The organism is Nonomuraea sp. B10E15, assembly GCF_039871615.1.
Classification (GTDB): Bacteria; Actinomycetota; Actinomycetes; order Streptosporangiales; family Streptosporangiaceae; genus Nonomuraea.
The window spans coordinates 695079-720723 of record NZ_JBDPMB010000002.1; the positions used below are offsets into that span (position 1 = coordinate 695079).

Below are 25645 nucleotides of genomic sequence, written 5' to 3' on the forward strand. Positions count from 1 at the left end.
TGTCCAAAATCCTTTGGTCGTGGCTCTTCCCCGGCGGCCGGAGCGATGACCCGCTGGGCGATGATCGAGCCGGCCCGGAGCGGGTCTCCGGGAGCCGGAAACGGTGCGGAAACGTCTGCTGCTCTAGACATGAGGCCGGCGTCGCGGTGGCCCCGGCTCGGCGAGTTCCGGGCATGCGGCCGGCGCCTTCCAGATGTTTCCGGCAAGGAAGGACCACGAGTATGAATCGCACGAAGGCCATCGGCATTGCCGGGCTGGCCTGCGCGATGATGGCGCTGGGCGGCGTGCAGACCGCCACCGCCGAGGCCAAGCCCCGGTACGGGGACGTGCAGAAGGCGCTGACCGTCCTGGCCAAGAACCCTGGGATCGTCGGGGCCATCGGCGAGCTCTATGTCGACGGCAAGAAGGTCGACGGAGGTACGGCCGGCTCCAGGCTCCTGGACGGCAAGGGCGGGAAGATTCCCGAGAACGCCCGCTACCGCATCGGATCCCAGGGCAAGTACATGACGGCCACCGTGGCGTTGCAACTGGTCGAGGAGGACAAGCTCGACCTGGACGACAAGCTCAGCGACGTGCTGCCGATCGTGGTCGAGCAGGACCTTGTGGAACTCGCCGACAAGATCACCGTCCGGCAACTTGTCCAGCAGACCTCCGGCATCCCCAACGGCCACCTCGACATCTTCGACTTCACGACCGACTACTCGCCGGCCGATCTGGTGAGGAAGACCCGCGACCTGCCCAGGACGGGGGAGCCGGGTGAGAAGTACCACTACTCCAACACCAACTTCATCCTCCTCGGAATGATCATCGAGGAGATCACCGGCAACCCTTCCACAGAGGAGTTCAAGCGGCGGATCTTCGACCCGCTCAAGATGACCCGCACCTACGGGACCGCCAGGTCCTCTGAGGGCATCAAGGGCCCGCACGGGCACGGTTACGCTCGTGATGACGAGGGCAAGCTCCACGACATGGACCGGCTCAACTCGAGCTACGGCGCGGGCACCGGAGGAGTGGTCTCCACCGCGCGTGACATGGGCAGGTTCTTCAGCGCGTTCGAGAAGGACAAGCTGTTGCCGGACGACCTGCAGCAGGTCTGGGACGAAAAGCCGCCCGGCAAGCCGGAAGCGCCGCCTCCCGCCGAGCGCCTATGCGGGAACGAGCCGCCGATGCGGGTTGCCGGAGGCGCAGCGGCAGGTTTCAACGCGACGACCTACAGCACGCTCGACGGGCGCGTGCAGTTCGCCGTCTCCACCACGCTGACCATCAATCCGCATGCCCCTAACCCGATCATCCAGCAGGCGGCCGAAGCGGTGCTCTGCCCGAAGCGGTAGCCGCCGCTCCGCGTTCATGCGCGTTCCCGCCGCGGCCCCGTGACGGCCGGCACGGAACGCATGACGCCGGCGTCCGCGGCTCGTTCACTTGTCGATGATCACGCGGTGTCCTGGGGGTTATCCCGCTTGGCCGCCTCAAGATCTCCTCACCGGCAGGTGTCGCGAGCCGCGACCACGGCCCGTAGGTGCGACGATTCCACGCGATCAGTGCGGTCAGCATCACTGCCGCCAGGACGCACAGGGTGAGCACCGGTAGCGGTGTCACGCTCGTGGCCGGCGCGGCCCATAACGCCCCGAGCGCCACCGCCGCCGCGGTCCAGCCCAGCACTGCCACTGTTGCGACCCGCCGGTCGATCGGGTGGAAGCAAGCGGGCGGATGCAGCAGGTCAGGTGGACGGCCGGGCGGCTCCGGGCGTACGCTCGCCGCACTTTCGATCAAGGAGTGAGCGATGGCGCAGTCACGGGAGCACACCTTCTCCGGCACCAGGGGCCGCATCACGGTCCGCAGCTGGCCGAATGACCGGCCGCGCTATGCAGCCGTGCTGGTCCACGGGTACGGCGAGCACATCGGCCGCTACGAGTACGTGGCCGACCGGCTCGTCCGCCACGGCGCCGCCGTCTACGGGCCCGACCACATGGGCCACGGCAGATCCGAGGGCGACCGCGTGCTCATCGAGGACTTCGAAGACGTGGTCACCGACGTGCACACCGTCGAGGAGCGCGGCAGGGCCGAGCACCCGGACGTGCCCGTCGTGGTGGTCGGCCACTCGATGGGCGGCCTGATCGCGGCCCGCTACGCCCAGCGCTACGGAGCCGGGCTGGCCGCGCTCGTCCTGTCGGGGCCGGTGATCGGCAGCTGGGCGATCGTGCCGGAGCTGCTGGCCTACGAGGAGCCGCCGGACACCCCGATCGACCCGGCGACCCTCTCCCGCGACCTCACGGTCGGCACCGCGTACGCCGCCGACCCGCTGGTGTGGCACGGCCCTTTCAAGCGCGCCACCCTGGAGGCGTTCGCGACGACGCTGGCCACGATCACCAAGGGCGGCACGCTCGGACCGCTGCCGACGTTGTGGGTGCACGGGGAGGCGGACGAGCTCGTCCCGATCAGCGGCAGCCGCCCCGGCGTCGAGGCCGTGCGCGGCACCGATCTGACGGAGCACGTCTACCCGGAGGCCCGGCACGAGGTGTTCAACGAGACCAACAAGGACGCGGTGCTGGACGACGTCACGGCCTTCATCGACCGCGCCCTGCCCCAGACCTGACCCTCCCGACCCGGCCCCGGCGTGGCTCTCCTGGCCTCGGACGGTGGGTCCGGGCCTCCTGCTCCGGGCCTGGGCGTGGCTCTTCGGCGACGGGCGTGGTCTTTCGGCCTGGAACCGCCCTCGGCCGGGGCGGGCGCGGGGTCAGTCCACGGCCAGCCAGACGTGCCCCGAGCCCCGCGTACGGGTCAGCTCGACCTTCCAGCATCCCGGCTCGGGGAACACGAACCCGGTGCCCCACTCCTGACCGGGCCGCCGCCAGGTGGATCCGCCGTGTTCCTCGGGCCCCCAGACGAGCGTGGCGGCGGCGCCGCCGGGCAGCGTGGCCTTGACACGCAGCGGCCCCTCACCGGTCATCCGCCACACGATCTTGATCTCGTCGCCATGGTGGAGCGGGGTCTTCTTCACGAAGAGCAGCCCCCACAGTTCCGCGTCCTGAGCCGTCCCCTGGACCTCGGGGAACCCCCCGCCCGCCGGCGGCGCCACGGCGTCCGCACACCCGCCGCTCCGGCCGGTGTCCGGGGTGGCGCCGGCAGCGCCGCTCGGAGCCGGGGTCGTCACGCCGGTCGGGGTCGCGCTCGCCACCCCGCTCGGTACGCCGCCCGCGGTCGGGCTCGCCACGCCGCTCGGGGCGGGACCAGAAGCGGGCGCCGCGGTCGAACATCCGGCCAGGACGGCCGCCGCCAGCACGGCCGCCCCGCATGTCAGCCACCTCATGATCGAACCTCCTCACGTTGTCTACTTCCGATCAGCCAGGAAGGTTGCGATGAATTTCCCGCCGTGGCCGGGTCTTCCTGTCCGAGGAGGCGATGATGGGCGAGCAGAATCGGGCACTGGCCGCCGGTGTGGCGCTGCTGGAGCGGGCGATCGAGTATGCCGTGGGGAACCTGCGGGTCGTCACGCCGGACGTGCTCTGCCGCGGCACGCCCTGCTCCGGCTGGAGCCTGCAGCGGCTGCTCGACCACGTCGACGACTCGCTGCGGAGCCTGAACGAGGCGGCGGCGTCCCGTGCCGTCGAGCTCTGCGGGGCCGCCGCTCCCCGCCCGGCGGCCGCCAATCCGGCCCTGCATCTCAGGGACGACGCGACGGCGGTGCTCGGTCTCTGGACGGCCCTGCTCGCAGACGAGCCCGTCTCCATCGGCGGATGGCACGTGTCGAGCCCGATGGTGGCCGCGGTCGGCGCGATCGAGATCGCCGTGCACGGCTGGGACGTGGCCAGGTCGTGCGGGGAGCACCGCCCGATCCCGCCCGCGATGGCCGAGGAACTGCTGGAGCTGGCCCGGGTGTTCGTCACGCCCGCGGACCGCCCGGGCAGGTTCGCCGCGCGCGTGGTCGTTCCGCGCCAGGCGCCCGCGCAGGATCACCTTCTCGCCTTCCTGGGCCGCGACCCGGACTGGCGCGCACACCTGGGGACGTGACCCCGGCCACGGACGTGCAGGCGCGGCGCGGTTTCGTCCATCAACAGGAGATCTTGGGTGTTCCGCATGGAACGACCCTTGGAGGGGGAAGCGTCGCGGGCGCCACCCGAGGTAATCGAGCGCGCCCATCCCACCAAATCCACACAAAACGCCGTACGATCGTGCTGTACAGAGCAGTCACCCGGACATGACTCTCCGCGAACCCCCAACGATCCATCCGATACGGTGGGAAGATCGTAAGTGGCCACCGGTCACCACCGGACCATCACACGGGGCATTCCGTGTCACAAGGGGGCGGATATCCGTCCGGCCCGGTCGGCGGGGCGACCCGGCGGATCGCCGCGGCCTGGGCCGAGCAACGTGGTGGCGACGACCGTTCTTCGTGCGGCCGTCGCCACCACCCGACCCGGCTGGTCGCCGCCCTCCGATCCCGATGGCGGGTGTCAGGGGTTGTCGTGCAACGCGGCCAGCACCTGCTCGCCGTATTTGGCCAGTTTGTTCTCGCCCACGCCGTTGACCTGGCTCAGCTCCGCCAGCGAGGACGGCGATCGGGTGGCGATCTCGCGCAGTGTCGCGTCGTGGAAGATGACGTAGGCGGGCACCCCCTGCTCCTTGGCGGTGGCGGCGCGCCAGGCGCGCAGGCGTTCGAAGACCGGCGCCGCCGCCTCGGGCAGCTCGGCCGCGACCTGGGCCTTCGCCGACGCGGTCCTGGCGCGGGCCGGGCGCAGCGTGTCACGGCGCAGCGGCACCTCGCGCCGGCCCCTGAGCACCTCCGCGCTGCCGTCGGTGAGCACCAGCGCGCCGTGGTTGGGCTCCACCGCCAGCAGCCCCTGGGCCAGCAGCTGCCGCACGACCCCGTGCCACTCCACGTTGCCCAGGTCGGCCCCGACCCCGAACACCGTCAGCGTCTCGTGGCCGTGCTGGAGCACCTTGGCGGTCTTCTTGCCGAGCAGGATGTCGACCGTCTGCCCCACGCCGAACTTCTGGCGCCGCTCCTTGTCGAGCCGCCACACGGTGGAGAGAACCTTCTGGGCCGCGGTCGTGCCGTCCCACGACTCGGGAGGCGTCTGGCAGGTGTCGCAGTTGCCGCAGGGCTCCGAGCTCTTCTGGCCGAAGTAGTCGAGCAACATCATCCGCCGGCAGCCCACGGTCTCGCAGAGCGCGAGCATGGCGTCGAGGTGGTGCACCTGGCGGCGGCGGTGTGCTTCGTCGCCCTCCATGGCCATCCGCCGGTGTTGCACCACATCCTGCAGGCCGTAGGCCATCCACGCGGTGGCGGGCAGGCCGTCGCGCCCGGCTCGCCCGGTCTCCTGGTAGTAGCCCTCCACCGACTTGGGCAGGTCGAGGTGGGCGACGAAGCGCACGTCGGGTTTGTCGATGCCCATCCCGAACGCGATCGTGGCCACCACGACCAGCCCGTCCTCGCGCAGGAAGCGGGCCTGGTGGGCGGCGCGCGTGCGGGCGTCGAGGCCCGCGTGGTAGGGCACCGCGGCGATCCCGTTGGCGGCCAGGAACTCGGCGATCTTCTCCGCCGAGGAGCGGGACAGGCAGTAGACGATGCCCGAATCGCCCGGGTGCTCGGTGCGCAGGAAGTCGAGCAGCTGCCGCTTGGGCTCGCTCTTGGGGAGGATGCGGTAGTGGATGTTGGGCCGGTCGAAGCCGGCGACGAAGTGGCGGGCCTCGTCGAGACCGAGCCTGGCGGAGATCTCGGTGCGGGTGGCCGGGGTGGCGGTGGCGGTCAGGGCGATGCGCGGCACGTCGGGCCAGGACTCGCGCAGCTTGGACAGCTCGAGGTAGTCGGGGCGGAAGTCGTGGCCCCACTGCGCCACGCAGTGGGCCTCGTCGATGGCGAACATCGAGATGTCACCCTTGGCCAGCAGCCGCAGCGTGGCATCGACGCGCAGCCGCTCGGGGGCGAGATAGAGCAGGTCGAGCTCGCCCGCCAGGAACTCCGACTCCACCAGCCTGCGCTCGTCGAAATCCTGCGTGGAGTTGAGGAACCCCGCCCGCACGCCGAGCGCCCGCAGCGCGTCGACCTGGTCCTGCATCAGCGCGATGAGGGGCGAGACGACCACCCCCACACCGCGTCGCACCAGGGCGGGGATCTGATAGCACAGTGACTTGCCGCCGCCGGTGGGCATGAGGACGAGCGCGTCGCCGCCGGTCACGACATGGTCGATGATCTCTTGCTGACCCGCCCTGAACGAGTCGTAGCCGAACACGCGGTGGAGGACCTCGAGGGGTGTATCCATGCGGCTACCTTACGTGTTCGGGGGACGGCTTTTCGTGAGTTCGCCGACGGCGATCGGAAGATCGGGCGGGTGCCCCGCCGGTCGACTCGCTCCACGGTAAGTCACCTGATCCCGTGGGACGGTCGTCGCGGCTCCTCCCCGGAGCGGGGGACGCGGATCGCTCCCGCAGGGGAGTGTCCCAGGTCACGACCCGGTGAGGATGGCTGTCATGAGCACTGACACGCCCCCGAGCCGGCTCACCGTCTGGGCCGGCCGCACCATGATCCTCATCGCGGCGCTGCACACCGCCGTGTTCGCCGGCCTCGCCCCCTGGTCGAGCTGGTTCGCCGGTGACCTGCGCAACCGGACGGGGAACACCGAATCGCTGACGACGTTCTGGGCCCTTCCGGGCGGGTTTGTCGTGGTCCTCGTGTTGCTGGGGCTGCTGGTGTCGCGGATGGGGAGACAGGGGCAGCAGGTCCCGGCTTACGTGGGCTGGACGATGCTCGGGTGGGTGGCGCTGGCCGTCTTCCTGATCGGGCCGAGCGGGTTCCTCGGCGGGCTCATTCCCGCCGGACTGCTGATCGCGGCGGGTCTCACCGCCAGGCAGCCGGCGTCCGCGAGCAGGCTCCCGTCGTAGGGCCGACCGCCACGGTCGACGCCGTTCGCCGCGATGACTTCGCGACCGGTCGGCGCGCTGCGCGGGCGGGCCCGGCGAAGGCGACCTCCCCGGCGGGGCGAATAGCCGCAACGCGTAATAGAGCACGCCGTATCCGGCGGTCCGGATGATCGCGCGTGCCCGATCATTCGTACGGCAGGCGACGCGTCTGTTGCCTCATGTGGCGGCAACTCGTGATAAAAGTCACGACGCCGGAAATTGCATTGTCCTATATGCGTGAACGGCTAATAGCGTTGTGTCATGGATCATTCTTATGTGGTAACCGGTGGCGGGCGCGGTATCGGCAAGGCCGTGGTCGAACGGCTGCTCGGCGAGCGGAACACCGTGGTCGCCGTCGAGCACGACCCCGACGCCCTGGCCTGGGCGGGCCCTCGGGTGATCCCGGTGATCGGTGACGCGGCGGACGAGGAGGTCGCCGCCTGGGCCGCGGACCTGGCCCAGGAGTCGGGCACGCTGCGCGGCTGGGTGAACAACGCCGCCGTGTTCCGGGACGCCTCGGTGCACTCCGCCCCGATCGCCGAGGTCAGAGCGTTGATCGCGGCCAATCTGGACCTGGCCGTGGTCGGCTGCGCCACCGCCGTACGCCATTTCCTCGGTGCCGGCACGCCGGGCGCCATCGTCAACGTCACCTCGCACCAGGCCGCCAGGGCGGTGCCCGGCGGCCTCCCGTACGCGACCGCGAAGGCCGCCACCGAGGGGCTGACCAGGTCGCTCGCGGTGGAGTACGGCAGGCACGGCATCAGGGTCAACGCCGTGGCACCCGGCACGGTGGCCACAGAGCGGCACGAGGCGTTCATGGCCGCCCAGGCCCCGGAGAGCGCGGCGGCCATCGAGGAGCAGCTGGCCACGCTCCATCCCCTGGGCCGCGTGGCGACCCCCGCCGAAGTGGCCTCCGTCGTGGCCCACCTCCTGTCGGACGACGCCTCCTTCGTCAACGGGGCCACGATCCCGGTGGACGGCGGACGCACCGTCCTCGGGCTCGACCCGGAGGCACGGTGAGCCCGGCCAGGAGGTACGGGAATGAGGACGCCCCGCCCCCGGGCGGGCGGCATGTCCGCCCCCACGGCGGGTAAGAGGTGGTCACCGGTGTGAGGTGATCGCGATGAGTCTCTCCCCAAGGGAGCGCCGCATCCTCGCCGAGATCGAGGGTGCCCTTGAGCAGGAGGACCCCGAGCTCGCCAGGCGCGTCGCTGAGATCAACAAGGACGCGCGCGGCGTGCGCAGGAGGGCGCCCCGCGCCTGGATGATCTATCTCGCCGCCGCCCTGGTGATCGTGTCACTGCTGGTCGCCGTGCTGGCGACCTGATCGGTGGCGCAGCACCACCAGGTCGATGGCGGCGACGACGGCCACCGCGGCGGCGATGGTCGCCTCCCAGCGCCATACCTCCTCGCCCGTGCTCATGGCGCGTACGAGGAAGAACACCCCCGCCACCACGGCGATCACGAGTGCCACCCACGACAGGATCCGGCGCGCGCGCAGAGGGCTGCGCGCGGTCACCGGCTCCGTTCCCGAGCGGTCGCGCAACCACATGACCTGATCTCCTCTCTGCAGCTGGAAGGGCTCAGGCCAGGCACCTCAGCGCCGCGACGACGCGCTGGTCGACGCCGCTCGAGGCGGGCAGCCGGCCCACCGTGGCCTCGACGAACTGCGCGGGCGACAGCGTCGCGGCGACTCCGTCGACGGACGCCCGGATCTGCCCGGCCGCCTGCTCGACCTGCACCTCGGCCTCCTGCTCCGCCAGCACGAACCGCCCCACGGCGACCCGCCACGCGGTCCTGCCCTCGGCCTCGCCGGCGGGCACGGGGGCGCCGACGTCGTCGGCGTGGGTGGCGTACTCGGAGTCGTAGTGGAAGGCCTGCAGGCCGTTGGGATAGGGGCCGGCCATCGTGTCGAGCAGGGCGTCGGGGCCGAGCTCCCGCATGCGCCTGCGCGTCTCGCCGTTCTTGACCCGCCACTCCTCCAGGACCTCTCCGACGGGCGACTCCCGGCGCCTTCGCACGGACCACTCGTTGAAGTCGTTGTAGCCGCTCACGCCTTCCGCGGACAGGCGGGTCAGCAGGTCCTGGACGGTCCCGTCGAGGCAGGCGTGGTTGTACAGCTCCTCGCCCGCCAGGTGGCCCAGCACGTCGCGGACGGACCAGCCGTCGCAGCGCGAGGGGCTCGACCAGCCGGCCTCGTCGAGCCCCGAGAAGAACCGGTCGAGCCGGGCCGCCTCGGCGTCGAGGATGTCGAACGGGTCGTGATCCTTGAGCAGGTCGTCAGCCATACCCCGGACGCTACCCGTCAGGTGCCGGCTTTCACCGCCATGGAGCCGAGGGCCGTCCTGACACGGGCGTATTCGTCGGCGCAGGAGGGCGCCCGCTCGGCGGGGACCCAGCCGCCCCTGGCGATCTCGGCGTGCTTGCCGGGGTCGGAGCCGTACAACAGGCAGGCGAACGTGGCCGACTGTGTCAGGCCTGACAGGTGGTCGACGCCGGTGTGCCCGGCCAGCAGGTGGCGGGCCTCGGCGGCGGACACCACGCGCTTGGGCGCGTCGGCCGCGAGCGTGAGCGCGGCGAACTGGTCGGCCTGGCCTTCGCTGTCCGGCATGCCGTTCAGCGTGGTCAGGGCGTGGCCGAGCTGGTGGTGGAAGAGCATGCTCAGCGCGCCGTCCATGCGGGCGGCCGCGTCTTTCGCGTCGACCTCCTCGGTCTCCGCGATGCCCTTCATCGTCGTGCGCACCTTGTCGACCAGCTGGTAGCAGATCGTCATGCGGCGCTCGGCGTGATCCCAGATGGCCCTGGGCGAGCCGCAGTCCTTGGCCACGACCTTGACGGGCCGGGGAACCCGGATCTTGGTCTTCAGCGCGCCGCTGTCCTTCAGGAGCTTCCTGGCCTGCTCGGCGCGCGGCGAGCCGGCGGGGTCGTAGCGTACGGACACTTCGGATGGAGGGGCCGTCCCGAGCGTGCTCGTCATGCTCAGGACGAGGGCGATCACGGGATGCGGCATCCGGCGGCTCCTTCGAGGTCGATCAACGCAATGGGGTACTCCATGCAACATTCGCGTGATCGATAAACCTCGGATCGTGCACGAATCCGGAAAGCCTGAGGCCCGGTCCCCCCGACAGGGGACCGGGCCTCAGGTGGATGAACTAGCGGCGCCAGCTGTAGACCCGCACGTAGTCCGTGCGGCTCGTGGTCGGCTCGAGCTCGCGGTCACCGCGGTAGACGGCCTTGAAGCTGCCGCTGCGGTAGGCGCGCGTCTTGCCGTAGAACTTGCCGTCCCGCCCGGTCCTGGCGGAGTCGACCCACTTCCAGGCGCTGGAGCCACTGGCGCGGTGGTAGATGCTGACCCGCTCGCCGCGGACGCCCTCCCACCGGTGGTCGTCGGCCTGGAGCTTGCCGGAGAAGTAGATCGACCGGCCCTTGCGCACCTTGTACGGGGACGCGTTGAACCGGGTGATCCTGGTGTCGGCCCGGCCCTTGCGGATGTCCACGTAGAAGTACGCGGAGTCGGTGGCGATCCGCCTGCCGTCCTCGTTGTAGGCGACGGCCGTGGCCTTCCACTTGCCCTCGGGGTCGTTCTTGTTGAAGGCGATGGCGTAGCGCCAGCCCTCGAGGTCGTCGACGCCCTTGGTGCGCATGGTGCGGAACTTGGAGCTGGCCGGCTCCACGCTGAGCACGACCTTCTCGACGTCGCGGCTGGCGCCGACGTCGAAGAACGCCTTGGTCTCGGAGTTGCCCTTGACCACGACGGGGTTCGGCGAGATGTCGCGGATCCGAAGCTCGGTGTCGTAGGTGGTGGCCGACGCCACGCCCGCGCCGGACACGAGCATGGTGCCGCCGGCGACGGCGGAAATGAGTCCTGCTGTGATCTTCTTCATGAGGGTGCTGATTCCTCTCCCCGTATTGACTTCAGAACCGGCCCGGGGCGCCGGCTCCTCTACTGCTTAGAGGCACCCGTTCGGGAAAAGGTTGGCCCAAGTTTCGAGAAAATTTTTGATCACGCTTTAACCTGCGCTTATGCGAGAAAAAAGACTGTTTGGGTGACTTGAGCCACTACAGTTTGAGGTCATGACCGACGTCTACACCCTGGGCGAGCCGCTGGGCGTCGTCTCCAGCGGCCGCGTACGCCACGAGAGCGAGGCCAGGCTGGACGTCTGCGGGCCCGAGTTCACCCTGGCGATCGCCCTGGCCCGGCTCGGGCACCGGTCCGCGTACCTCGGCAAGGTGGGCGACGACGAGCTGGGCGCCAGGGCGCTCACCGTGCTCAGGGGCGAGGGCGTGGACGTGCTGGACATGCGCGTGTCCGAGGGGTTGCGCACGGGGCTGCTCCTCAGGGAGACGCGCGTCGGCCGCGAGCCGAGGGCGGCCCAGTACCGCGCCGGCTCGGCGGGCTCGCGGCTGGCGCCGGGCAACGTGCCCATCGACCGGATCGCCGCGGCCAAGATGTTGCACGTCACCGGCCTGACGGCCGGCCTCGGCAGGGACACCCGCGAAGCCGTGCGGGTCGCCGTGAACGCCGCCAGGAACGCCGACGTGATGATCTCCTTCTCCGTCGAGTACGTCCCCGACCTGTGGGCGTCCGTACGCGAGGCCGAGGAGGTGCTCGGCGAGCTGGCCTGCCGCTCCCACCTGCTCTTCCTCCGCCAGGACGAGCTCGATCTGGTCAAGCCCGCGCTCACGCCCGAGCGCGAGGTCGTGGTGGACCGCGGGGCGAAGGGCGCGAGCGTACGGGCCGACCGCATGCGGTACGACGTTCCCGGCTGGCAGGTGCCCGTCGTGGACACGTCAGGGGCGGGGGAGGCCTTCACCGCGGGTTACATCAGCGCCGCGCTCGACGGCCTCATCCCCCAGGAACGCCTGCACCGCGGGGCGCTGCTGAGCGCCGCCGCGGTGACCAGCGCGAGCGACTGGCAGGGCCTGCCCACCAGATCCGACCTCACCTGACGGTGGAAGGCGCTATCAGGGATCGATGTCCAGAGTGAAGGTCGAGGTCGTGTTCTTGACGTCCTGGGCGTTGCCGGAGAAGCGCAGGCCGTTGAACGTGGCCGATCCGACCGCCGGGCCCTGACCGGGCTCGGGCAGCTCGTTAACCCAGATGCCGAACCCGGACTTGGCGTCGAAGGCGTCACCGCTCTTCTTCGCCCCGCTGATGGACACGTTCGTGAAGACCGTGTCCTCGATCGGGTTGAGCGGCGCCGGACCCTGGTAGCCGGTCTGGAACATGATCCCGCTGTACGTCGGGTCCACGATGTCCAGGTTGCTGACGCGGATGCCCTGGAACTTCTTGGACGCGGAGAACAGCCACATCGCCGGGAACGTCTGCTGTCCCCAGAAGTGCCCGCCTGCCCTGACCAGCGAGATGTTCTCGAAGACCGTGGGCGGGTCGGCCCCGAACCCGTGCATCGGGATGCCGAAGTCCAGCGAGCTGATCGTGACGCCGGAGTACACCAGCGTGTCGGCCACGTGGATGTTCCTGAACGTGTTGCCGTAGCCGCCGTAGACGGCCACGCCCGCGGCCCGCCAGGTGAGCAGCGAGGTCAGGTTCTCGTAGACGTTGCCGTGCTGCTCGCCCGCGTTGTTGTCGGTCGCGGAGAACAGCGCGAAGCTGTCGTCGCCCGTGGACCGCGTCTCGACGTCGGTGACGTGGTTGCCGGTGCTGCCGTTGGTCATGTTCAGGCCGTCGGCGAACACGTTGCGGATGCGCGAGTTCCTGATCGTCATGTCGTCGGTGTTGGAGCCCCAGTACATGCAGATCTGGTGCTCGACCCAGATGTTGTCGATCGTCATGTTCGCCACGTTCGTGAAGTCGAACACCTTGCCGGGGCCGTCGATGCGCGAGGTGTAGTTGCCGAAGTAGGCGAAGTTCGCGAACGTCGTGCCGTTGGCCGTGGCGTCGGCCCGGAAGCCGATGTCGGTGTTGGACTGCCCCGAGGGCGCGTGGAACCTGGTGAACCACGGGCCGGCGCCGACGATCTCGATCGCCTTGCCGTACACCTGGAACTTGCCGGAGGTCTGGTAGTCGCCCGCGGGCAGGTAGACGCCGGTCAGGCCGGCGTCCATGCGGGCCTTGTCCAGCGCGTTCTGCACGTCCTGGTGGGAGAAGCCGGCCGGCACGGCGTACGCGTCCGGGTCGGGGTTGGCGACCGGGGCCACCCGCTCGAGGTCCACGAAGTCGATCGCGTACGTGGAGCCGTTGGCCGCGTCCTTCTGCAGCCTGATCTTGCTGCCCGCCGGCACGGTGGCGTCGAGCATCAGGTTCGCCTCGTCGTAGATGTGCCGGGGCGGGCCCGAGCCGGGATCGTTGCCGGGACTCGCCTCGGGGCCGTAGAGCCAGGCGTAGCGGGAGGTCAGGTCGATGGCCTTGTGGAACGTCCCGTCGACGTAGACGTTGAGCGTCGAGTCGATGCCGCCGCCGCCCGGGGCGTCGGGGATGGAGAAGCGGGTGACGAGGGTGTTGGCCGGCGCCTTGGTGGTGAACTCGACGTAGGCGCCGGTCCTGTCCAGCGTCACCGCGCGCCGCCCCGACGCCTCGCCGGCGGTCGTGCCGATCTCCCTGCTCGGGCCGACGCGGGTGGCGCCGCCGCCGAGCACGGCGTCCTCGGCCTCGTAGGTGTCGTACGGCATGTTCGCGCCGCGGCCCACGAACAGCGGCAGCGTGCTGGTGTTGTTGTCGCGCCGGACCGGCAGTTCTTCGGGGTCGGCGGCGAGCACGGTCTTGACGGTGTACCTCCCGTCGGCCGCGGTCCAGGTGCCGAGGTTGACCGGGGCGGTGGTGGCGCCGGGGGCGATCACGCCGGTCACGGAGCCGGCCAGCGTCCTGACGACGTCGCCCGAGCCGTCGGCGACGGTGAGCGTGACGCCGTGGGAGCCGCCGCCGGAGGCGACCGTGCCCTGGTTCCTGATCGCCACGGTGAACGTCACGGTGGCGCCCGCGGGCGGGTTGCCCGGCGTCCAGGAGACGGGGGAGGCGACCAGGTCGGCCGTGTCGGCGGGTTTCACGGTCAACGTGCCGGTCGTGGCGTTGTTGGTTTCGTCCTGCTCGGTGACCTCGCCGTCCTCGTCCACCCTGGCGGACAGCTCGTGGGGGCCGGCCGTACGCGCCCCGATGTCCGCGGACACGGTGGCCGACGCCCCCGCGGCCAGCGCGGCCACGTCGGCGCTGCCGGCCTTGTCGTCGCCCACGTAGAAGTTGACCGTGGTCGCGGCGGAGCGTTCGGTGCCGGCGTTCCCGACCGTGGCCGAGAGCGTGACGTCGTCGGTCTCGACCGGCGACGCGGGCGAGGAGGTGAGGCCCGACACGGTCAGGTCGGGGTTGGGCGCGGGCGCGCCGAAGATCTGGAACTCGGCGATCTGGCCGCCGGGCGCGCCGGAGTTGGCGGTGATCCTGAGCCGGACGTCGGCGGCCCTGCCGGTCACGGGGATGGTGACCTCGTTCCCGGTGGCCGGGTCGAAGGTGTAGGTGGCCTGGGAGACGAGGCTGGTGAAGCCGGTGGCGCCCTGCGCGCGGCCGAGGACCTGGATGGCCTGCGTACGCCTGGCCCACGCCTGGGCGGGGTCGAGCTTGAGCGTGACGGAGCTCAGGTCGGTGTCGGCGCCGAGCTTCACGGTGAGCGTGCCGGGGTAGGCGGCGCCCTCCCAGTACGTGCTCAGGTCGTCGTCGTTGGCGTTGGCGGCGACGTAGGTGTGGGTGTGGGAGGAGCCCTCGACGGGCTTTCCGAGGGCCAGGTTGGCGCCGTCGCCGGGGTCGCCGGGCCCGTCGGGGCGGCTGCCCCAGATCTCGAACTCGGACAGTTGCCCGGCCGGCCAGCCGGTGTTGGCGGTGAACGCCAGCCGGACGTGGCGGGTTCTGGCCTCGGTGAGGGTGATCGTCGCGGTGGGCTCGAAGGTGTACGTGGCCGAGTCGGCGAGCGTGGTGAAGGCCGTGCCGTCGGCGCTGCCCTGGACGGTCAGCGTCTGGGTGCGGCGGGGCCAGCCGGCGGGCAGCTTGAGCACGAGCCTGCTGATGTCGGCGGCGGCGCCGAGATCGACCTGGATCCACTGCGGGAAGGCGTGGTTGGCCGACTCCCAGTAGGTGGCCTGGTCGCCGTCGGTCGCGTTGGCGGCGCGGTAGACGTCGGCGTGGCTGCTGGCGGTGGCGGTCTTCCCGGCGGCGAGGTCGGTGTCGGCCGCGGCGTGCGCGGGGGCGGCGAGGAGTCCGGTGAGTAACGCGAGGGCGGCGATGAGTGCTCTCATGGGGGTGGCCCTTCGGGTCAGGCGGTTGGCCGAACCATAGGATGACAAGCAGATAGCCGCAATATTCCGACGACATTTCGCAAGGAATTGACCGGGTCTCGCGATGGCTTCCAAGGCTCTCCTCGCTGGTCAGGGCTTGCCCGGGTCATCGAAGGGCGCCGTGCGTCCACTGCAAGCGGCCGCGCCGGATTCACGTAAGCCGTTGCAAGCGCTTGCGTTCCAGGCCGTATAGTTTGCGCATGACACGACGACTCGCAGAGGTGGCCAAGAAGGTCGGGGTGAGCGAGGCGACCGTGAGCCGCGTGCTCAACGGCAAGCCGGGGGTGTCCGACGCGACCCGCGAGGCGGTGCTCACCGCCCTCGACGTCCTCGGCTACGAACGCCCCACCCAGCTGCGCGGCGACCGGGCCAGGCTGGTCGGCCTGGTGCTCCCCGAGCTGCAGAACCCGATCTTCCCCGCCTTCGCCGAGGTGGTCGGCGGCGCCCTGGCCCAGCAGGGCTTCACTTCGGTGTTGTGCACGCGCACGGTCGGCGGCGTCTCCGAGGCCGACTACGTCGACCTGCTGCTCCAGCAGCAGGTCAGCGGCGTGGTCTTCGCCGGCGGGCTCTACGCACAGGCCGACGCCGCGCACGGGCACTACGAGCTGCTGCACGAGCGCAAGCTGCCCACCGTGCTGGTGAACGCGGCCGTGGCCCGGCTCGACTTCCCGCAGGTGTCCTGCGACGACGTGGTGGCCGCCGGGATGGCCGTCGCCCACCTGCGCGCGCTCGGCCACGAGCGGATCGGCATGGTGCTCGGGCCGAAGGACCACATGCCGTCGCGGCGCAAGCTGGAGACGTTCCTGTCGGAGGGTGGCGATCCCGAGCTGGTCGAGCACACGATGTTCTCGCTGGAGGGCGGGCACGCCGCCGCGGCCCGGCTGGTCAGGCGCGGCGTCACCGGCGTGGTCTGCGCCAGCGACCTGCTCGCGCTCGGCACCGTCAGGGCGGCCCGCCGCGCCGGGCTCGCCGTGCCGGCGGACGTCTCGGTCATCGGCTTCGACGACTCGGCGCTGATGAACTGCACCGAGCCGCCGCTGACGACGGTCCGCCAGCCGATCGACGCCATGGGCAGGGCCGCGGTGGACCTGCTGGTCGCGCAGATCGACAAGGCGGTCGTGCCCGCGGACGAGCTGCTGTTCGAGCCCGAGCTCGTGGTCAGGGCCTCCACGGCCCGCGCTCCCGGCAAGGCGCCGTTGACGCGAGCTCGCTCGTGACGTAGTCGTTATCTTGCAATAGTCCGTCGAAATATTGCGGACTTCGGTTGGCGATCCTATGGTGTGGGCACCTCGCATCAGAAGGGTCAGACCATGCAGAGATCCACCGGACTCCTGCTCGCAACCGTGCTCGGGCTCGCGGCCACGGCCTGCGGCTCGGGCGAGCCAGCCTCCCCTTCCGCCGGCGGCGCCGAGGCCGTGACGATCACGGTGGCCTGCCAGCCCGCCAAGTCGGCGCCGAAGGAGCGGCAGGCCTGGGATGACGACGTGGCCACGTTCATGAAGAACCACCCCCGGGTCACGGTCAAGAGCACGGACCAGCAGCCGTGCTTCGACCCCAAGACGTTCGGCCCCAAGATGGCCGGCGGCCAGATGGAGACCGTCTTCGTGGTGCCCGTGACCAACTACGCCGACGTCATCGGCAAGGGCCAGGCGCTCGACATCACCCCGTACACCAGCACGATCAAGAACTGGAACGACCTGCGCCCCGACGTCCGCGACCTGGTCACCAAGGACGGCAAGGTGTACGGCGTCCCGAACGTCCACTACGGCGTCGGACTCGTCTACAACCGCGCCCTGTTCGCCAAGGCGGGGCTCGACCCGAACAGCCCGCCCACGACGTGGGCCGAGGTCCGCGAGGCGGCCAAGAAGATCGCCGCCCTCGGCCAGGGCTACGTCGGCTACGGCGAATACTCCGGCGGCAACACCGGAGGCTGGCACTTCACCCAGGCGATCTACGGCCGCGGCGGCAGCATCCTGACCCCCGACAACACGAAGGCCGCCTTCAACTCCCCCGAGGGCAAGGCCGTGCTGCAGACCCTGCACGACATGCGCTGGGTGGACGACAGCATGGGCAACAAGCTCCTGGTCGGCTGGGAGTCGCTGATGATGGCGATGGGCAGCGGCAAGGTGGGCATGATGCTCGGGGCGCCCGACGTGGTCACCGACGTGGTCAACAAGTTCAAGGGCAACGTCGCCGACTACGGCATCACCGGCTTCCCCGAGGCCAAGGCGTCGCTCAGCGGCGGCGAAGCGTTCATGATCAACCCGAAGGCCACCCCTGAGGAGGCCAAGGCGGGCCTGGCCTGGCTCGACTTCCGCTTCAACACCGTCGGCAAGGGCCGCTTCGACTTCGCCCGGGGCAAGGCCCTCGGCAACCCGGTCGGCGTGCCCGACAACGACGTCTACGGCGACTCGCCCACCGGCAAGGCGATCCAGGCCGACCGCGTGAAGAACGCCTCGCTGCCGGTCGAGAACTACGACCCGTACGTGCGGGCCGCCGCCACGATCCCGCCGAAGGCCGAGCCGGTGCACGCGCAGGAGCTGTACGCCATCCTCGACGTGCCCATGTCGGGCGTGCTGAGCCGCGAGGACGCCGGCATCGACCAGCTCCTCGCCGACGCCGAGACCAAGGCGAACTCCCTGCTGGCGGCCAAGGGCTGACCCTGTGGGAATCGTGAGGCGCAATCTGACGGCCTACGGGTTCCTGTGCGCGGCGCTGGCCTGCTTCGCGGTGTTCGCCTGGTATCCGATGGTCAGGGAGTTCGTGCTGAGCTTCCAGAAGACCGACCTGATCAACCCGCCCGAATGGGTGGGCCTGGACAACTTCACCGCGGCCGTCCAGGACCCCGCCTTCGGCGAGGCCTGGCTGAACACCATGGAGTTCACCCTCCTCGCGCTGTTGTGCGGCTATGCCGTGCCGTTCGTCGTCGCGCTCGTGCTGAACGAACTGCGCCACGCCCGGGCCTACCTGCGGTTCGTCGTCTACCTGCCGGTCATGTTGCCGCCCATCGTCGCGGTGCTGCTGTTCCGGTGGTTCTACGATCCGGGGCCCGGGCTGTTCAACCAGATCCTCGGCGCCGCCGGCCTGCCGCCGCTGGCCTGGCTCGACAGCTCGTCCACGGCGCTGATCTCGCTGGTGCTCGTCTCGACGTGGATGAACATGGGCAGCGCGACGCTGATCTATCTCGCCGCCCTGCAGAACATCCCGCCCGAGCTGTACGAGGCCGCCGAGCTCGACGGGGCCGGCATCCTCAAGCGCATCAGGCACGTCACCATCCCGCAGACCCGGCTGATCCTCCTCCTCATGCTGATGTTGCAGATCGTGGCCACCATGCAGGTCTTCATCGAGCCGTACATGCTCACCGGCGGCGGGCCGGAGAACGCCACGGTCTCGGTGGCGTACCTGATGTACCAGTTCGCCTTCTCGCAGATGAACTACGGCCAGGCGGGGGCGCTCGGCATGATGCTCATGCTGGCCCTCCTCGTCTTCGCGGCCTTCCAGCTCCGGACGACCAGGGAGGACCAGGCATGACCTCCGCAACGGACGTCCGGCCCGCCGCACGACGCCGGGCCAGGAAGGCGCGCGCGCCGAGACCCATCCACGTGCAGTTCCGCACGATCGTCTCGCCGCACCAGCTCAACAGCAGGTGGGGGCGGCGGATCTACTGGCTGGTGCTGGCCGCGGTCATCGTGCTGTTCACGCTGGCCTTCGTCTTCCCGCTCTACTGGATGGTCACCGGCGCCATGAAGACGCCGGAGGAGATCGCCGAGATGCCTCCGTCGCTCTTCCCGGCCCGCCCGACGACCGACGCGTTCGCCGAGGCGTGGGACCTGTTCGACATCGGCACGCTGCTGGCCAACACCGTCTACTACGCGCTGGGCGCCTGGTTGTTCTCCATGGCGGTGGACGTCACGGCCGCGTACGCGCTGTCGAAGCTGCGGCCGGTCCTCGGCAACGTGATCCTCGGCGCCATGCTGGCCACGCTGATGATCCCGCCGATGGTGATCCTCATCCCGCTCTACGTCACGATCGTGGACCTGGGGCTGCTCAACAACCCGTGGGGCCTGTGGTTCCCCGCGGCGGCCAACGGCTTCAACATCTTCCTGCTCAAACGGTTCTTCGACTCCATTCCCCGCGAGCTGATCGAGGCGGCGCAGATCGACGGCGCCGGCCCCTTGCGAGTGTTGTGGTCGGTCGTGCTGCCGGTCTCCAGGCCGATCCTCGGCGTGGTCTCCATCTTCACGATCGTCGCCGCGTTCAAGGACTTCGTCCTGCCGCTGCTGGTCATGACCGACAGCGACAAGATGACCATCAGCGTGGGCCTGTCACAGACGGCGGGAGCGGTGACGCAGAACCAGGTCATGGGAGGCCTGGTCATCGCCGGCATCCCCATGATCATCGTTTTCTTCATCTTCCAACGGCACATCATGGCGGGACTCACCGCCGGAAGCATCAAGGGATGAGCGCATGTCGCAAACGTGGTGGCGGGGAGCCGCGATCTACCAGGTCTACCTGCGTAGCTTCGCCGACGGCAACGGCGACGGCGTGGGTGACCTCGCCGGCCTGCGCGCCCGCCTGCCGTACCTGAAGGACCTGGGGATCGACGCCATCTGGCTGAACCCGTGGTATCCGTCGCCGATGGCCGACGGCGGCTACGACGTGGCCGACTACCGGGACATCGAGCCGGACTTCGGCACGCTCGCCGAGGCGGAGCGGTTCATCGCCGAGGCGCACGAGCTGGACATCAAGGTCATCATCGACGTGGTGCCGAACCACAGCTCGACGCAGAGCGCCTGGTTCCAGGAGGCGCTGGCGAACCCGGCGGCCAGGGACCGGTTCTGGTTCAGCGACGAGCCCGTGAACGACTGGCAGTCCATCTTCGGCGGCTCCGCCTGGACCCAGGTGCCCGACGGGCAGTGGTACCTGCACCTGTTCGCCCCCGAGCAGCCCGACTTCAACTGGGCCAACCCGGAGGTGCACCGGGAGTTCGAGGACGTGCTGCGGTTCTGGTTCGAGCGCGGCGTCGACGGTTTCCGCATCGACTCGGCGGCCCTGCTGTACAAGTCGGACACCGGCTACGAGGACCTCGACGAGGTCCACGACGTCTACCGCCGGTGGCGCGAGGTGGCCGACGAGTACGGCGAGCGCGTCCTGATCGGCGAGGTCTGGCTGCCCGACCAGGAGCGGTTCGCCCGCTACCTGCGCCCCGACGAGCTGCACACGGCTTTCAACTTCGGCTTCCTGTCATGCCCGTGGGACCCGGCCGAGCTGCGCCGGGTCATCGATCTGACGCTGGCCACCCACACCCCGATCGGCGCCCCGCCCACGTGGGTGTTGTCCAACCACGACGTGACCAGGCCCGTCACCCGCTACGGCCGCGCCGACACCGCGTTCGAGCACGGCGGGCGCCTGCACGGAACCCCGTCGGACCCGGAGCTGGGCTACCGGCGGGCGCGGGCGGCGGCCCTGCTGTCGATGGCGCTGCCCGGGTCGGTCTACGTCTACCAGGGCGATGAGCTGGGCCTGCCGGAGGTGGAGAACCTTCCTGACGAGCTCCGCCAGGACCCGATGTTCGCCAGGTCGGGCGGCGCCAACCCGGGCCGTGACGGCTGCCGGGTGCCGCTGCCCTGGTCGGGCGACGAGCCGCCGTACGGCTTCGGGACCGGCACGCCCTGGTTGCCGCAGCCGGAGAGCTGGCGCAAGCTCACCGCGCAGGCCCAGCGCACGGATCCGGGGTCGATGCTCACCCTCTACAGGGCGGCCCTGGCCATCCGGCGCGACCGGCTGGGCGACGGCACCATGACGTGGCTTCCGCTGGGGGAGAACGTGCTGGCCTTCACCCGCGAGTCGGGCCTGACCAGCGTCACCAACCTGGGCCCTTACCCGGTGCCGAGGCCCGCCGGCGAGGTCGTCCTGGCCAGCGGGCCGCTGGAGGACGGCGCGCTGCCCTCGGACACCACGGTCTGGCTGACCGCGAGCTGACCGCTCACGCGCTGTGCGCGGTGTGGACGGCCCGGCGGGTCCCGGCCGTCTCGGGTGCGGATCGCCCGCGCCTGAGGAGCCGCAACCCGCCGGCCGCCGCGAGCGCCAGGCACAACCAGGCGAACCAGTCGCCGAAACGGGCGTAGACGGTGGTGCCCGGCCCTTCGGGCACGCCGGCGGCGGCCATGACGAACGGGCTGCTGCTCGTTTCTGTGTCGGTCTCGGCGAGCACGCGTCCCCACGGGTCGGAGATCATCGGCGTGCCCTGCTGGGCCGCCCACGCCACCGAGAGCCCGTTCTCGACGCCGCGCAGCAACGCGTTGCGGCTGTGCTGCCGGCCGTTGCCGAACTCGTCGGCGGCCGGCGTCGCCAGCAGGCGCGCCCCCGCCAGGGCGTAGCCGCGGATCGGCGTGGGGAAGTTGAGGTCCATGCAGTTGGCCAGGCCGACGTCGCGCCCGTGGCCGTGCGCGAAGACCAGCGCGTCACCGCGGCGGAAGGGCGCCCCGGGGGCGAAGTGCCACTTCGTGTAGGAGACCGGCGCGGACCCGTCGGCCGGGAGGTGCACGGAGTAGTTGTACTTGATCTCCGGGGTCGTGTGCACGATCCCGACCACCACGTCGACGCCTCGCTCGCGGGCGACCGCGCGCAGCGGCTGGAGCGCGCCGGGCAGGCTGTCCTCGTCGGTGCCCAGAGCGCCCTCCGGCAGCACGGCCATCGTGCCCTCCGGCAGCGCCGCGATCCTGGCCGCGTAGTCCTTGATCAGGGCCTGGCCTCCCGGGCCGGCCGCGTCGGGGGCCCACTGGAAGCGGCTCGCCGACATGACCACCACCCGCTGCGCGACGGGTCCGCCCGCGTCGGCCAGGCGCAGCACCCCGAAGCCGAGCACGACGGCGCACGCCGCCACCCCTGCGACACCGGTGCGCAGCCGCGCCCTCGGGACCGCTCCCGGCCAGGCCACCGCCGCGATGGCGGCCGGCACCATGAGCACGAAGAACGTCACCCCCCACGTGCCCGTCACCGAGGCGATCTGGATCACGACGGGCACGTCGGCCACCGACGTGGCGAGCGGCCAGACGATGCCGGTCGGGTTGGCGAGAACGGTCACGTACATGAAAGCCACCCATACGGCGGGTGGCGCGCTCGCGGCGAGCAGCGGCAGCCCGCGCAGGAGGAGCGCCCGGAACAGCCAGGCCACCAGCCCGAACAGCAGGGAGGAGCCGATGACGATGGCGATCCCGATGGGCAGCGGCACCGACGGCGTCTTCAGGAAGAACTCGAACTGGTTGCCCAAGCCCAGCAGGTACGCCAGCAACGCGACGCAGAAGGTCGACCTCGCGCTCACCCGCGGCGCCAGCAGCAACACCGGCAGCGGGGCCAGCCAGGTCAGCGCCGGGATGGGCGCGAAGCCGGTGCCGAAGTAGAACAGCAGCGCCGAGGCCACCAGTGCGGCCGGCGCCCTGAGTCGTGATGCCATGAAGCTTGCCCCGTCCGTTGGCGTGTATACACCGTAAACATCGACGTATACGGTGTCAACATGCCGCGGGCGACCCTGCCGCGCAGCGCTACCATCGCCTGATGGCCCGCCTGCGCAGAACGCCCCCGCACGACCTGGCGCCGCACGCCCGCGCCCTCCATGACAAGATCACCGCCGGCCCGCGCGGCACGTTCATGGTGGACCCGGAGGGCGGGCTGACCGGCCCGTTCAACGCGATGTTGCTCAGCCCGCCGGTCGGCGACGCGCTGCAGGAGCTGGGGGCGGCCGTCCGCTACCGTTCGGCGCTCACCGACCGGGCGCGGGAGCTGGCGATCCTGGTCGTCGCCGGCCACCACGACAGCGCGTTCGAGCGGGCCGCCCACGAGCCGATCGCCCGCGGCCTCGGCTTCACCGACGACCAGCTCCAGGCGTTGCGCGACGGCTCGCCCCTGTCACTGCCCGAGGACGAGCAGGCGGTCCTCGACGTCGCCCGCGCCCTGGTGACCAGAGGCGACCTCGACGACGACGAATACGCGAAGCTGGAGGAGAGCGTGGTGTTCGAGCTGACCACCCTGGTCGGCTACTACACGACGCTGGCGCTCCAGCTCCGCGTCTTCCGTGTCTAACTGGGCGGCGGGCCGCCGCAGGCTCCACGGATGCTCTTGAACCAGGCCTCGTACCGGTCGTGCAGGTCGCGGCCGGAGAGCCGCAGCCAGGCGTCGTCGGCGTTCTCCAGATACGTGAAGTTCGCGCTTCCGGTGTAGACGCGGGGCGTGATGTCGTCGTCGTAGAAGCCGTCCAGCAGCATGAGCTTGGTGTGCGGCACCACGCTGCGCGAGCCGACGGTGAACCGGCAGGGCGTGACCTGCATCTTCTTCCCGTTGGACGCCGTGGTGCCAAGGATCTTCCGGATCTCGCTGTCGACGTTCTCCATGGCGTTGCCGGCGTTCTCGTAGAAGACGATGTCGATCCAGCAGTTCTTGCCCCTGAGCCGCAGCAACTCGTCGGCGATGGCCTTGCGGTTCTTGTTGAAGGCCGTGAGCGCCATGCGGATGTCGGTCTGCCGGGTGACGCCGTCGGGGGTCTGGTACGAGCACTCGACGAGCCGCAGGATGTTGACGACGGGGTCGCCGGACGACACCCGGCGCGGGAAGAACATCGCCCGGATGGGAGTGCCGGTCGGGGTGGTCCAGAAATAGCCGGGATCGACCGACGTGCGCCGGCCCGCGCGCAGGTCGTTGAAGTAGGTCAGGTAGCCGTCATAGACCGTGGCGTCGGTGAAGGTGTAGGCGTCGTTGTAGGAGTTGTACAGGTACCAGTCGGACAGGTTCGACGACGTCTGGAAGCCGACCTTGGGATGCAGGGTGCCGCCGACCAGCACGTTGGAGAAGAGCGCGAACTTGTTGTGCTGGTAGTTGCGCGCGATGCAACCGCGGTTCTCGGCGGACGGGTCGGGATATTCGCAGCCCACCACCCACGAGCCTGCGCTCTCCGAGGTGCCGAGCGCGGAGGTGAGCTGGGCCTCGACGGCGTCGTTGGAGGCGTCCTCGCGGCTGTCGAGGATGACCTTCACCCGCACGCCGCGCTCGTGGGCGGCGACCAGCGCGTTCGCCACCTCGCTCGACCGCTGGCCGGTGGAGAACTGGTGCATCACGAACCGGATGTCGCCACCGGGCTGCACCGCCTGGATCAGCCTGATCAGCTGGTCCATGACGGCGGACTGGGCGGCGCTCGGCGTGCCGGGCACGTCCGAGTCGGCGGTGGGATCGTTGAAGACGGGCGCGTCGAGGACGGGCGGGCCGGTGACCGCCGTCGTCCGCGCGGGGTCGGCGGCGGCCGGATGGCCGGTGGCCAGTAGCGAGGCGGCCAGGCATAACGCCACACTGACGCGGCGGCTGACGGATCTCGTGGTCATGGGGTCCCCTTCGGGGGTGGGGCATGATCGTCGAGACCGACTGTCGTGTCAGCGGTCGGAGCTGTCAAGGCCGCGGTCAGGCCGACTCGCGGATCACCAGCTCGGTGGGCAGGATCACCGGCTCGCTCGCACCACCCTCGAAGAGGTTGAGCAGCAGCCTGACCATGGCCGCCGCCTGCTCGGCGACCGGATGGCGGAGCGTGGTCAGCGGCGGCTCGGTGTATTTCGCCGCCTCTATGTCGTCGAAGCCCACCACGGCGACGTCGTCGGGCACCCGCCGGCCGGCCTGGCGCAACGACTGCAGCGCGCCGACCGCCATCAGGTCGTTGGCCACGAACACGGCGTCGAGCTCGGGATCGTCGCGCAGGAGCTGGCGCATCGCCACCGCCCCCGACTCCCGCGTGAAGTCGCCGACGGCGACGATCGAGCGGTGGTCGGAGTCGCGCAGCACGTTGCGGTAGCCGGTCAGGCGGTCCTGGCCGCCGATCATGTCCTGCGGGCCGGCGATCGTGGCGATCCTGCGCCGCCCCGTCTCCACCAGGTGCCGAACCCCCGCCTCCGCGCCGCCGATGTTGTCGTTGTCGACGTAGGGGATCTCCACGGGGACGGCCGGCCGGCCGTAGGAGACCACGGGGACGCGCAACCGAGACAGGGCCGACGGCAGCGGGTCGGCGCCGTGCATGGAGATCAGCATGACGCCGTCGACGTGGCCGCCGGAGATGTAGCGCTCCACGCGGGCGTGGCTCTTGGCGGAGGAGGCCATCATGAGCACGACCTGCTTGTTGACCGCCTCCAGCTCCATGGAGGCCGACCTGATCGCCGTGGAGAACATCGGGTCTTCGGAGAAGACGCGGGTGCCGGGCTCGCTGACGACCAGGGCGATCGAGTCGGTGCGCTGGGTGACGAGGCTGCGCGCGGCGGAGTTGGGGACATAACCCAGCTCGTCGATCGCGCGCAGCACGGCGTCACGGATGTGCGGCGCCACCGTCGTCTGCCCGTTGACGACCCGGGAAGCGGTGGCGCGCGACACGCCCGCCCGGGCGGCGACCGCTTCCAGCGTCGGACGTCTCATGGCTGGACCGGCAGGAGGGAGAGCATGG

Annotated in this window: 23 protein-coding genes; 13 read left to right on the forward strand and 10 right to left on the reverse strand. The window is 70.3% G+C overall.

Translation table 11 applies throughout. From position 1 onward, the window contains the following. Nucleotides 1-221: 221 nt before the first annotated feature. Both ABGB14_RS12145 and ABGB14_RS12150 read left to right on the forward strand, forming a co-directional pair. Nucleotides 222-1331 (forward strand): serine hydrolase domain-containing protein, encoded by a 1110-nt coding sequence (locus tag ABGB14_RS12145; RefSeq protein ID WP_347643705.1) that lies wholly within the window; start codon nt 222-224, stop codon nt 1329-1331. A gap of 449 nt (nt 1332-1780) precedes the next feature. Next, entirely contained in the window at nt 1781-2593 is an 813-nt protein-coding gene (locus tag ABGB14_RS12150) for a lysophospholipase (protein ID WP_347643706.1), read from the forward strand. A 141-nt stretch (nt 2594-2734) separates the two neighbouring features. Here ABGB14_RS12150 and ABGB14_RS12155 read toward each other — a convergent pair whose 3' ends face one another. After that, nucleotides 2735-3307: a hypothetical protein gene (locus ABGB14_RS12155; protein ID WP_347643707.1), complete on the reverse strand. Its 573-nt coding sequence runs from the start codon at nt 3305-3307 to the stop codon at nt 2735-2737. A 95-nt stretch (nt 3308-3402) separates the two neighbouring features. Between ABGB14_RS12155 and ABGB14_RS12160 the strand changes: the two genes are divergently transcribed. Further along, complete coding sequence (locus ABGB14_RS12160; RefSeq protein WP_347643708.1) at nt 3403-4008, forward strand: TIGR03086 family metal-binding protein; 606 nt, start codon at nt 3403-3405, stop codon at nt 4006-4008. A 443-nt stretch (nt 4009-4451) separates the two neighbouring features. Here the strand turns inward: ABGB14_RS12160 and recQ are convergent, their stop codons facing one another. Continuing rightward, nucleotides 4452-6260 carry a DNA helicase RecQ gene (recQ, locus tag ABGB14_RS12165; protein WP_347643709.1) on the reverse strand — a complete coding sequence of 603 codons (1809 nt, stop codon included), beginning with the start codon at nt 6258-6260 and terminating at the stop codon, nt 4452-4454. Nucleotides 6261-6468: 208 nt separating this feature from the next. Here recQ and ABGB14_RS12170 point away from each other — a divergent pair, with 208 nt between their 5' ends. The 3 genes from ABGB14_RS12170 (at nt 6469) to ABGB14_RS12180 (ending at nt 8224) form a co-directional block, all read left to right on the forward strand. After that, nucleotides 6469-6879, forward strand: coding sequence for a DUF6463 family protein (locus ABGB14_RS12170; RefSeq protein ID WP_347643710.1), 411 nt, complete (start codon nt 6469-6471; stop codon nt 6877-6879). Between the two features lie 279 nt (nt 6880-7158). After that, nucleotides 7159-7917 carry an SDR family oxidoreductase gene (locus ABGB14_RS12175; protein ID WP_347643711.1) on the forward strand — a complete coding sequence of 253 codons (759 nt, stop codon included), beginning with the start codon at nt 7159-7161 and terminating at the stop codon, nt 7915-7917. Between the two features lie 103 nt (nt 7918-8020). Continuing rightward, nucleotides 8021-8224 carry a DUF3040 domain-containing protein gene (locus ABGB14_RS12180; RefSeq protein WP_347643712.1) on the forward strand — a complete coding sequence of 68 codons (204 nt, stop codon included), beginning with the start codon at nt 8021-8023 and terminating at the stop codon, nt 8222-8224. Here ABGB14_RS12180 and ABGB14_RS12185 read toward each other — a convergent pair. From ABGB14_RS12185 to ABGB14_RS12200, 4 genes are all read right to left on the reverse strand, one after another. Further along, nucleotides 8195-8449 (reverse strand): DUF6343 family protein, encoded by a 255-nt coding sequence (locus ABGB14_RS12185; protein ID WP_347643713.1) that lies wholly within the window; start codon nt 8447-8449, stop codon nt 8195-8197. The two genes, ABGB14_RS12180 and ABGB14_RS12185, sit on opposite strands and share 30 nt — an antisense overlap. 31 nt (nt 8450-8480) lie before the next feature. Beyond that, the gene (locus ABGB14_RS12190; protein ID WP_347643714.1) at nt 8481-9185 is read right to left on the reverse strand and encodes a maleylpyruvate isomerase N-terminal domain-containing protein; all 705 of its coding nucleotides are present in this window, start codon (nt 9183-9185) and stop codon (nt 8481-8483) included. A 17-nt stretch (nt 9186-9202) separates the two neighbouring features. Continuing rightward, nucleotides 9203-9907 carry a DUF4344 domain-containing metallopeptidase gene (locus ABGB14_RS12195; RefSeq protein WP_347643715.1) on the reverse strand — a complete coding sequence of 235 codons (705 nt, stop codon included), beginning with the start codon at nt 9905-9907 and terminating at the stop codon, nt 9203-9205. A 142-nt stretch (nt 9908-10049) separates the two neighbouring features. After that, nucleotides 10050-10781: a hypothetical protein gene (locus ABGB14_RS12200; protein ID WP_347643716.1), complete on the reverse strand. Its 732-nt coding sequence runs from the start codon at nt 10779-10781 to the stop codon at nt 10050-10052. 190 nt (nt 10782-10971) lie between these two features. Between ABGB14_RS12200 and ABGB14_RS12205 the strand changes: the two genes are divergently transcribed. Continuing rightward, nucleotides 10972-11847 carry a sugar kinase gene (locus tag ABGB14_RS12205; protein WP_347643717.1) on the forward strand — a complete coding sequence of 292 codons (876 nt, stop codon included), beginning with the start codon at nt 10972-10974 and terminating at the stop codon, nt 11845-11847. A 15-nt stretch (nt 11848-11862) separates the two neighbouring features. Here the strand turns inward: ABGB14_RS12205 and ABGB14_RS12210 are convergent, their stop codons facing one another. Beyond that, nucleotides 11863-15135, reverse strand: coding sequence for a discoidin domain-containing protein (locus ABGB14_RS12210; protein WP_347643718.1), 3273 nt, complete (start codon nt 15133-15135; stop codon nt 11863-11865). A gap of 239 nt (nt 15136-15374) precedes the next feature. Between ABGB14_RS12210 and ABGB14_RS12215 the strand changes: the two genes are divergently transcribed. From ABGB14_RS12215 to ABGB14_RS12235, 5 genes are all read left to right on the forward strand, one after another. Further along, nucleotides 15375-16391: a LacI family DNA-binding transcriptional regulator gene (locus ABGB14_RS12215; protein ID WP_347643719.1), complete on the forward strand. Its 1017-nt coding sequence runs from the start codon at nt 15375-15377 to the stop codon at nt 16389-16391. Nucleotides 16392-16484: 93 nt separating this feature from the next. Next, nucleotides 16485-17834 (forward strand): extracellular solute-binding protein, encoded by a 1350-nt coding sequence (locus ABGB14_RS12220; RefSeq protein WP_347643720.1) that lies wholly within the window; start codon nt 16485-16487, stop codon nt 17832-17834. Nucleotides 17835-17847: 13 nt separating this feature from the next. Next, the gene (locus ABGB14_RS12225; protein WP_347643721.1) at nt 17848-18705 is read left to right on the forward strand and encodes a sugar ABC transporter permease; all 858 of its coding nucleotides are present in this window, start codon (nt 17848-17850) and stop codon (nt 18703-18705) included. Continuing rightward, the gene (locus ABGB14_RS12230; protein ID WP_347643722.1) at nt 18702-19637 is read left to right on the forward strand and encodes a carbohydrate ABC transporter permease; all 936 of its coding nucleotides are present in this window, start codon (nt 18702-18704) and stop codon (nt 19635-19637) included. Before ABGB14_RS12225 ends, ABGB14_RS12230 begins: the two co-directional genes overlap by 4 nt. A 4-nt stretch (nt 19638-19641) precedes the next feature. Further along, nucleotides 19642-21156 carry a glycoside hydrolase family 13 protein gene (locus tag ABGB14_RS12235; RefSeq protein WP_347643723.1) on the forward strand — a complete coding sequence of 505 codons (1515 nt, stop codon included), beginning with the start codon at nt 19642-19644 and terminating at the stop codon, nt 21154-21156. A 4-nt stretch (nt 21157-21160) separates the two neighbouring features. Here the strand turns inward: ABGB14_RS12235 and ABGB14_RS12240 are convergent, their stop codons facing one another. Next, on the reverse strand, nt 21161-22630 hold the full coding sequence (locus ABGB14_RS12240; protein ID WP_347643724.1) for a nitrilase-related carbon-nitrogen hydrolase: 1470 nt from the start codon (nt 22628-22630) through the stop codon (nt 21161-21163). 101 nt (nt 22631-22731) lie between these two features. Between ABGB14_RS12240 and ABGB14_RS12245 the strand changes: the two genes are divergently transcribed. Continuing rightward, entirely contained in the window at nt 22732-23256 is a 525-nt protein-coding gene (locus tag ABGB14_RS12245; RefSeq protein WP_347643725.1) for a carboxymuconolactone decarboxylase family protein, read from the forward strand. Here ABGB14_RS12245 and ABGB14_RS12250 read toward each other — a convergent pair. After that, nucleotides 23253-24545 (reverse strand): phospholipase D-like domain-containing protein, encoded by a 1293-nt coding sequence (locus ABGB14_RS12250; protein ID WP_347643726.1) that lies wholly within the window; start codon nt 24543-24545, stop codon nt 23253-23255. The two genes, ABGB14_RS12245 and ABGB14_RS12250, sit on opposite strands and share 4 nt — an antisense overlap. 76 nt (nt 24546-24621) lie before the next feature. After that, the gene (locus ABGB14_RS12255; protein ID WP_347621705.1) at nt 24622-25617 is read right to left on the reverse strand and encodes a LacI family DNA-binding transcriptional regulator; all 996 of its coding nucleotides are present in this window, start codon (nt 25615-25617) and stop codon (nt 24622-24624) included. Nucleotides 25618-25645 lie beyond the last annotated feature (28 nt).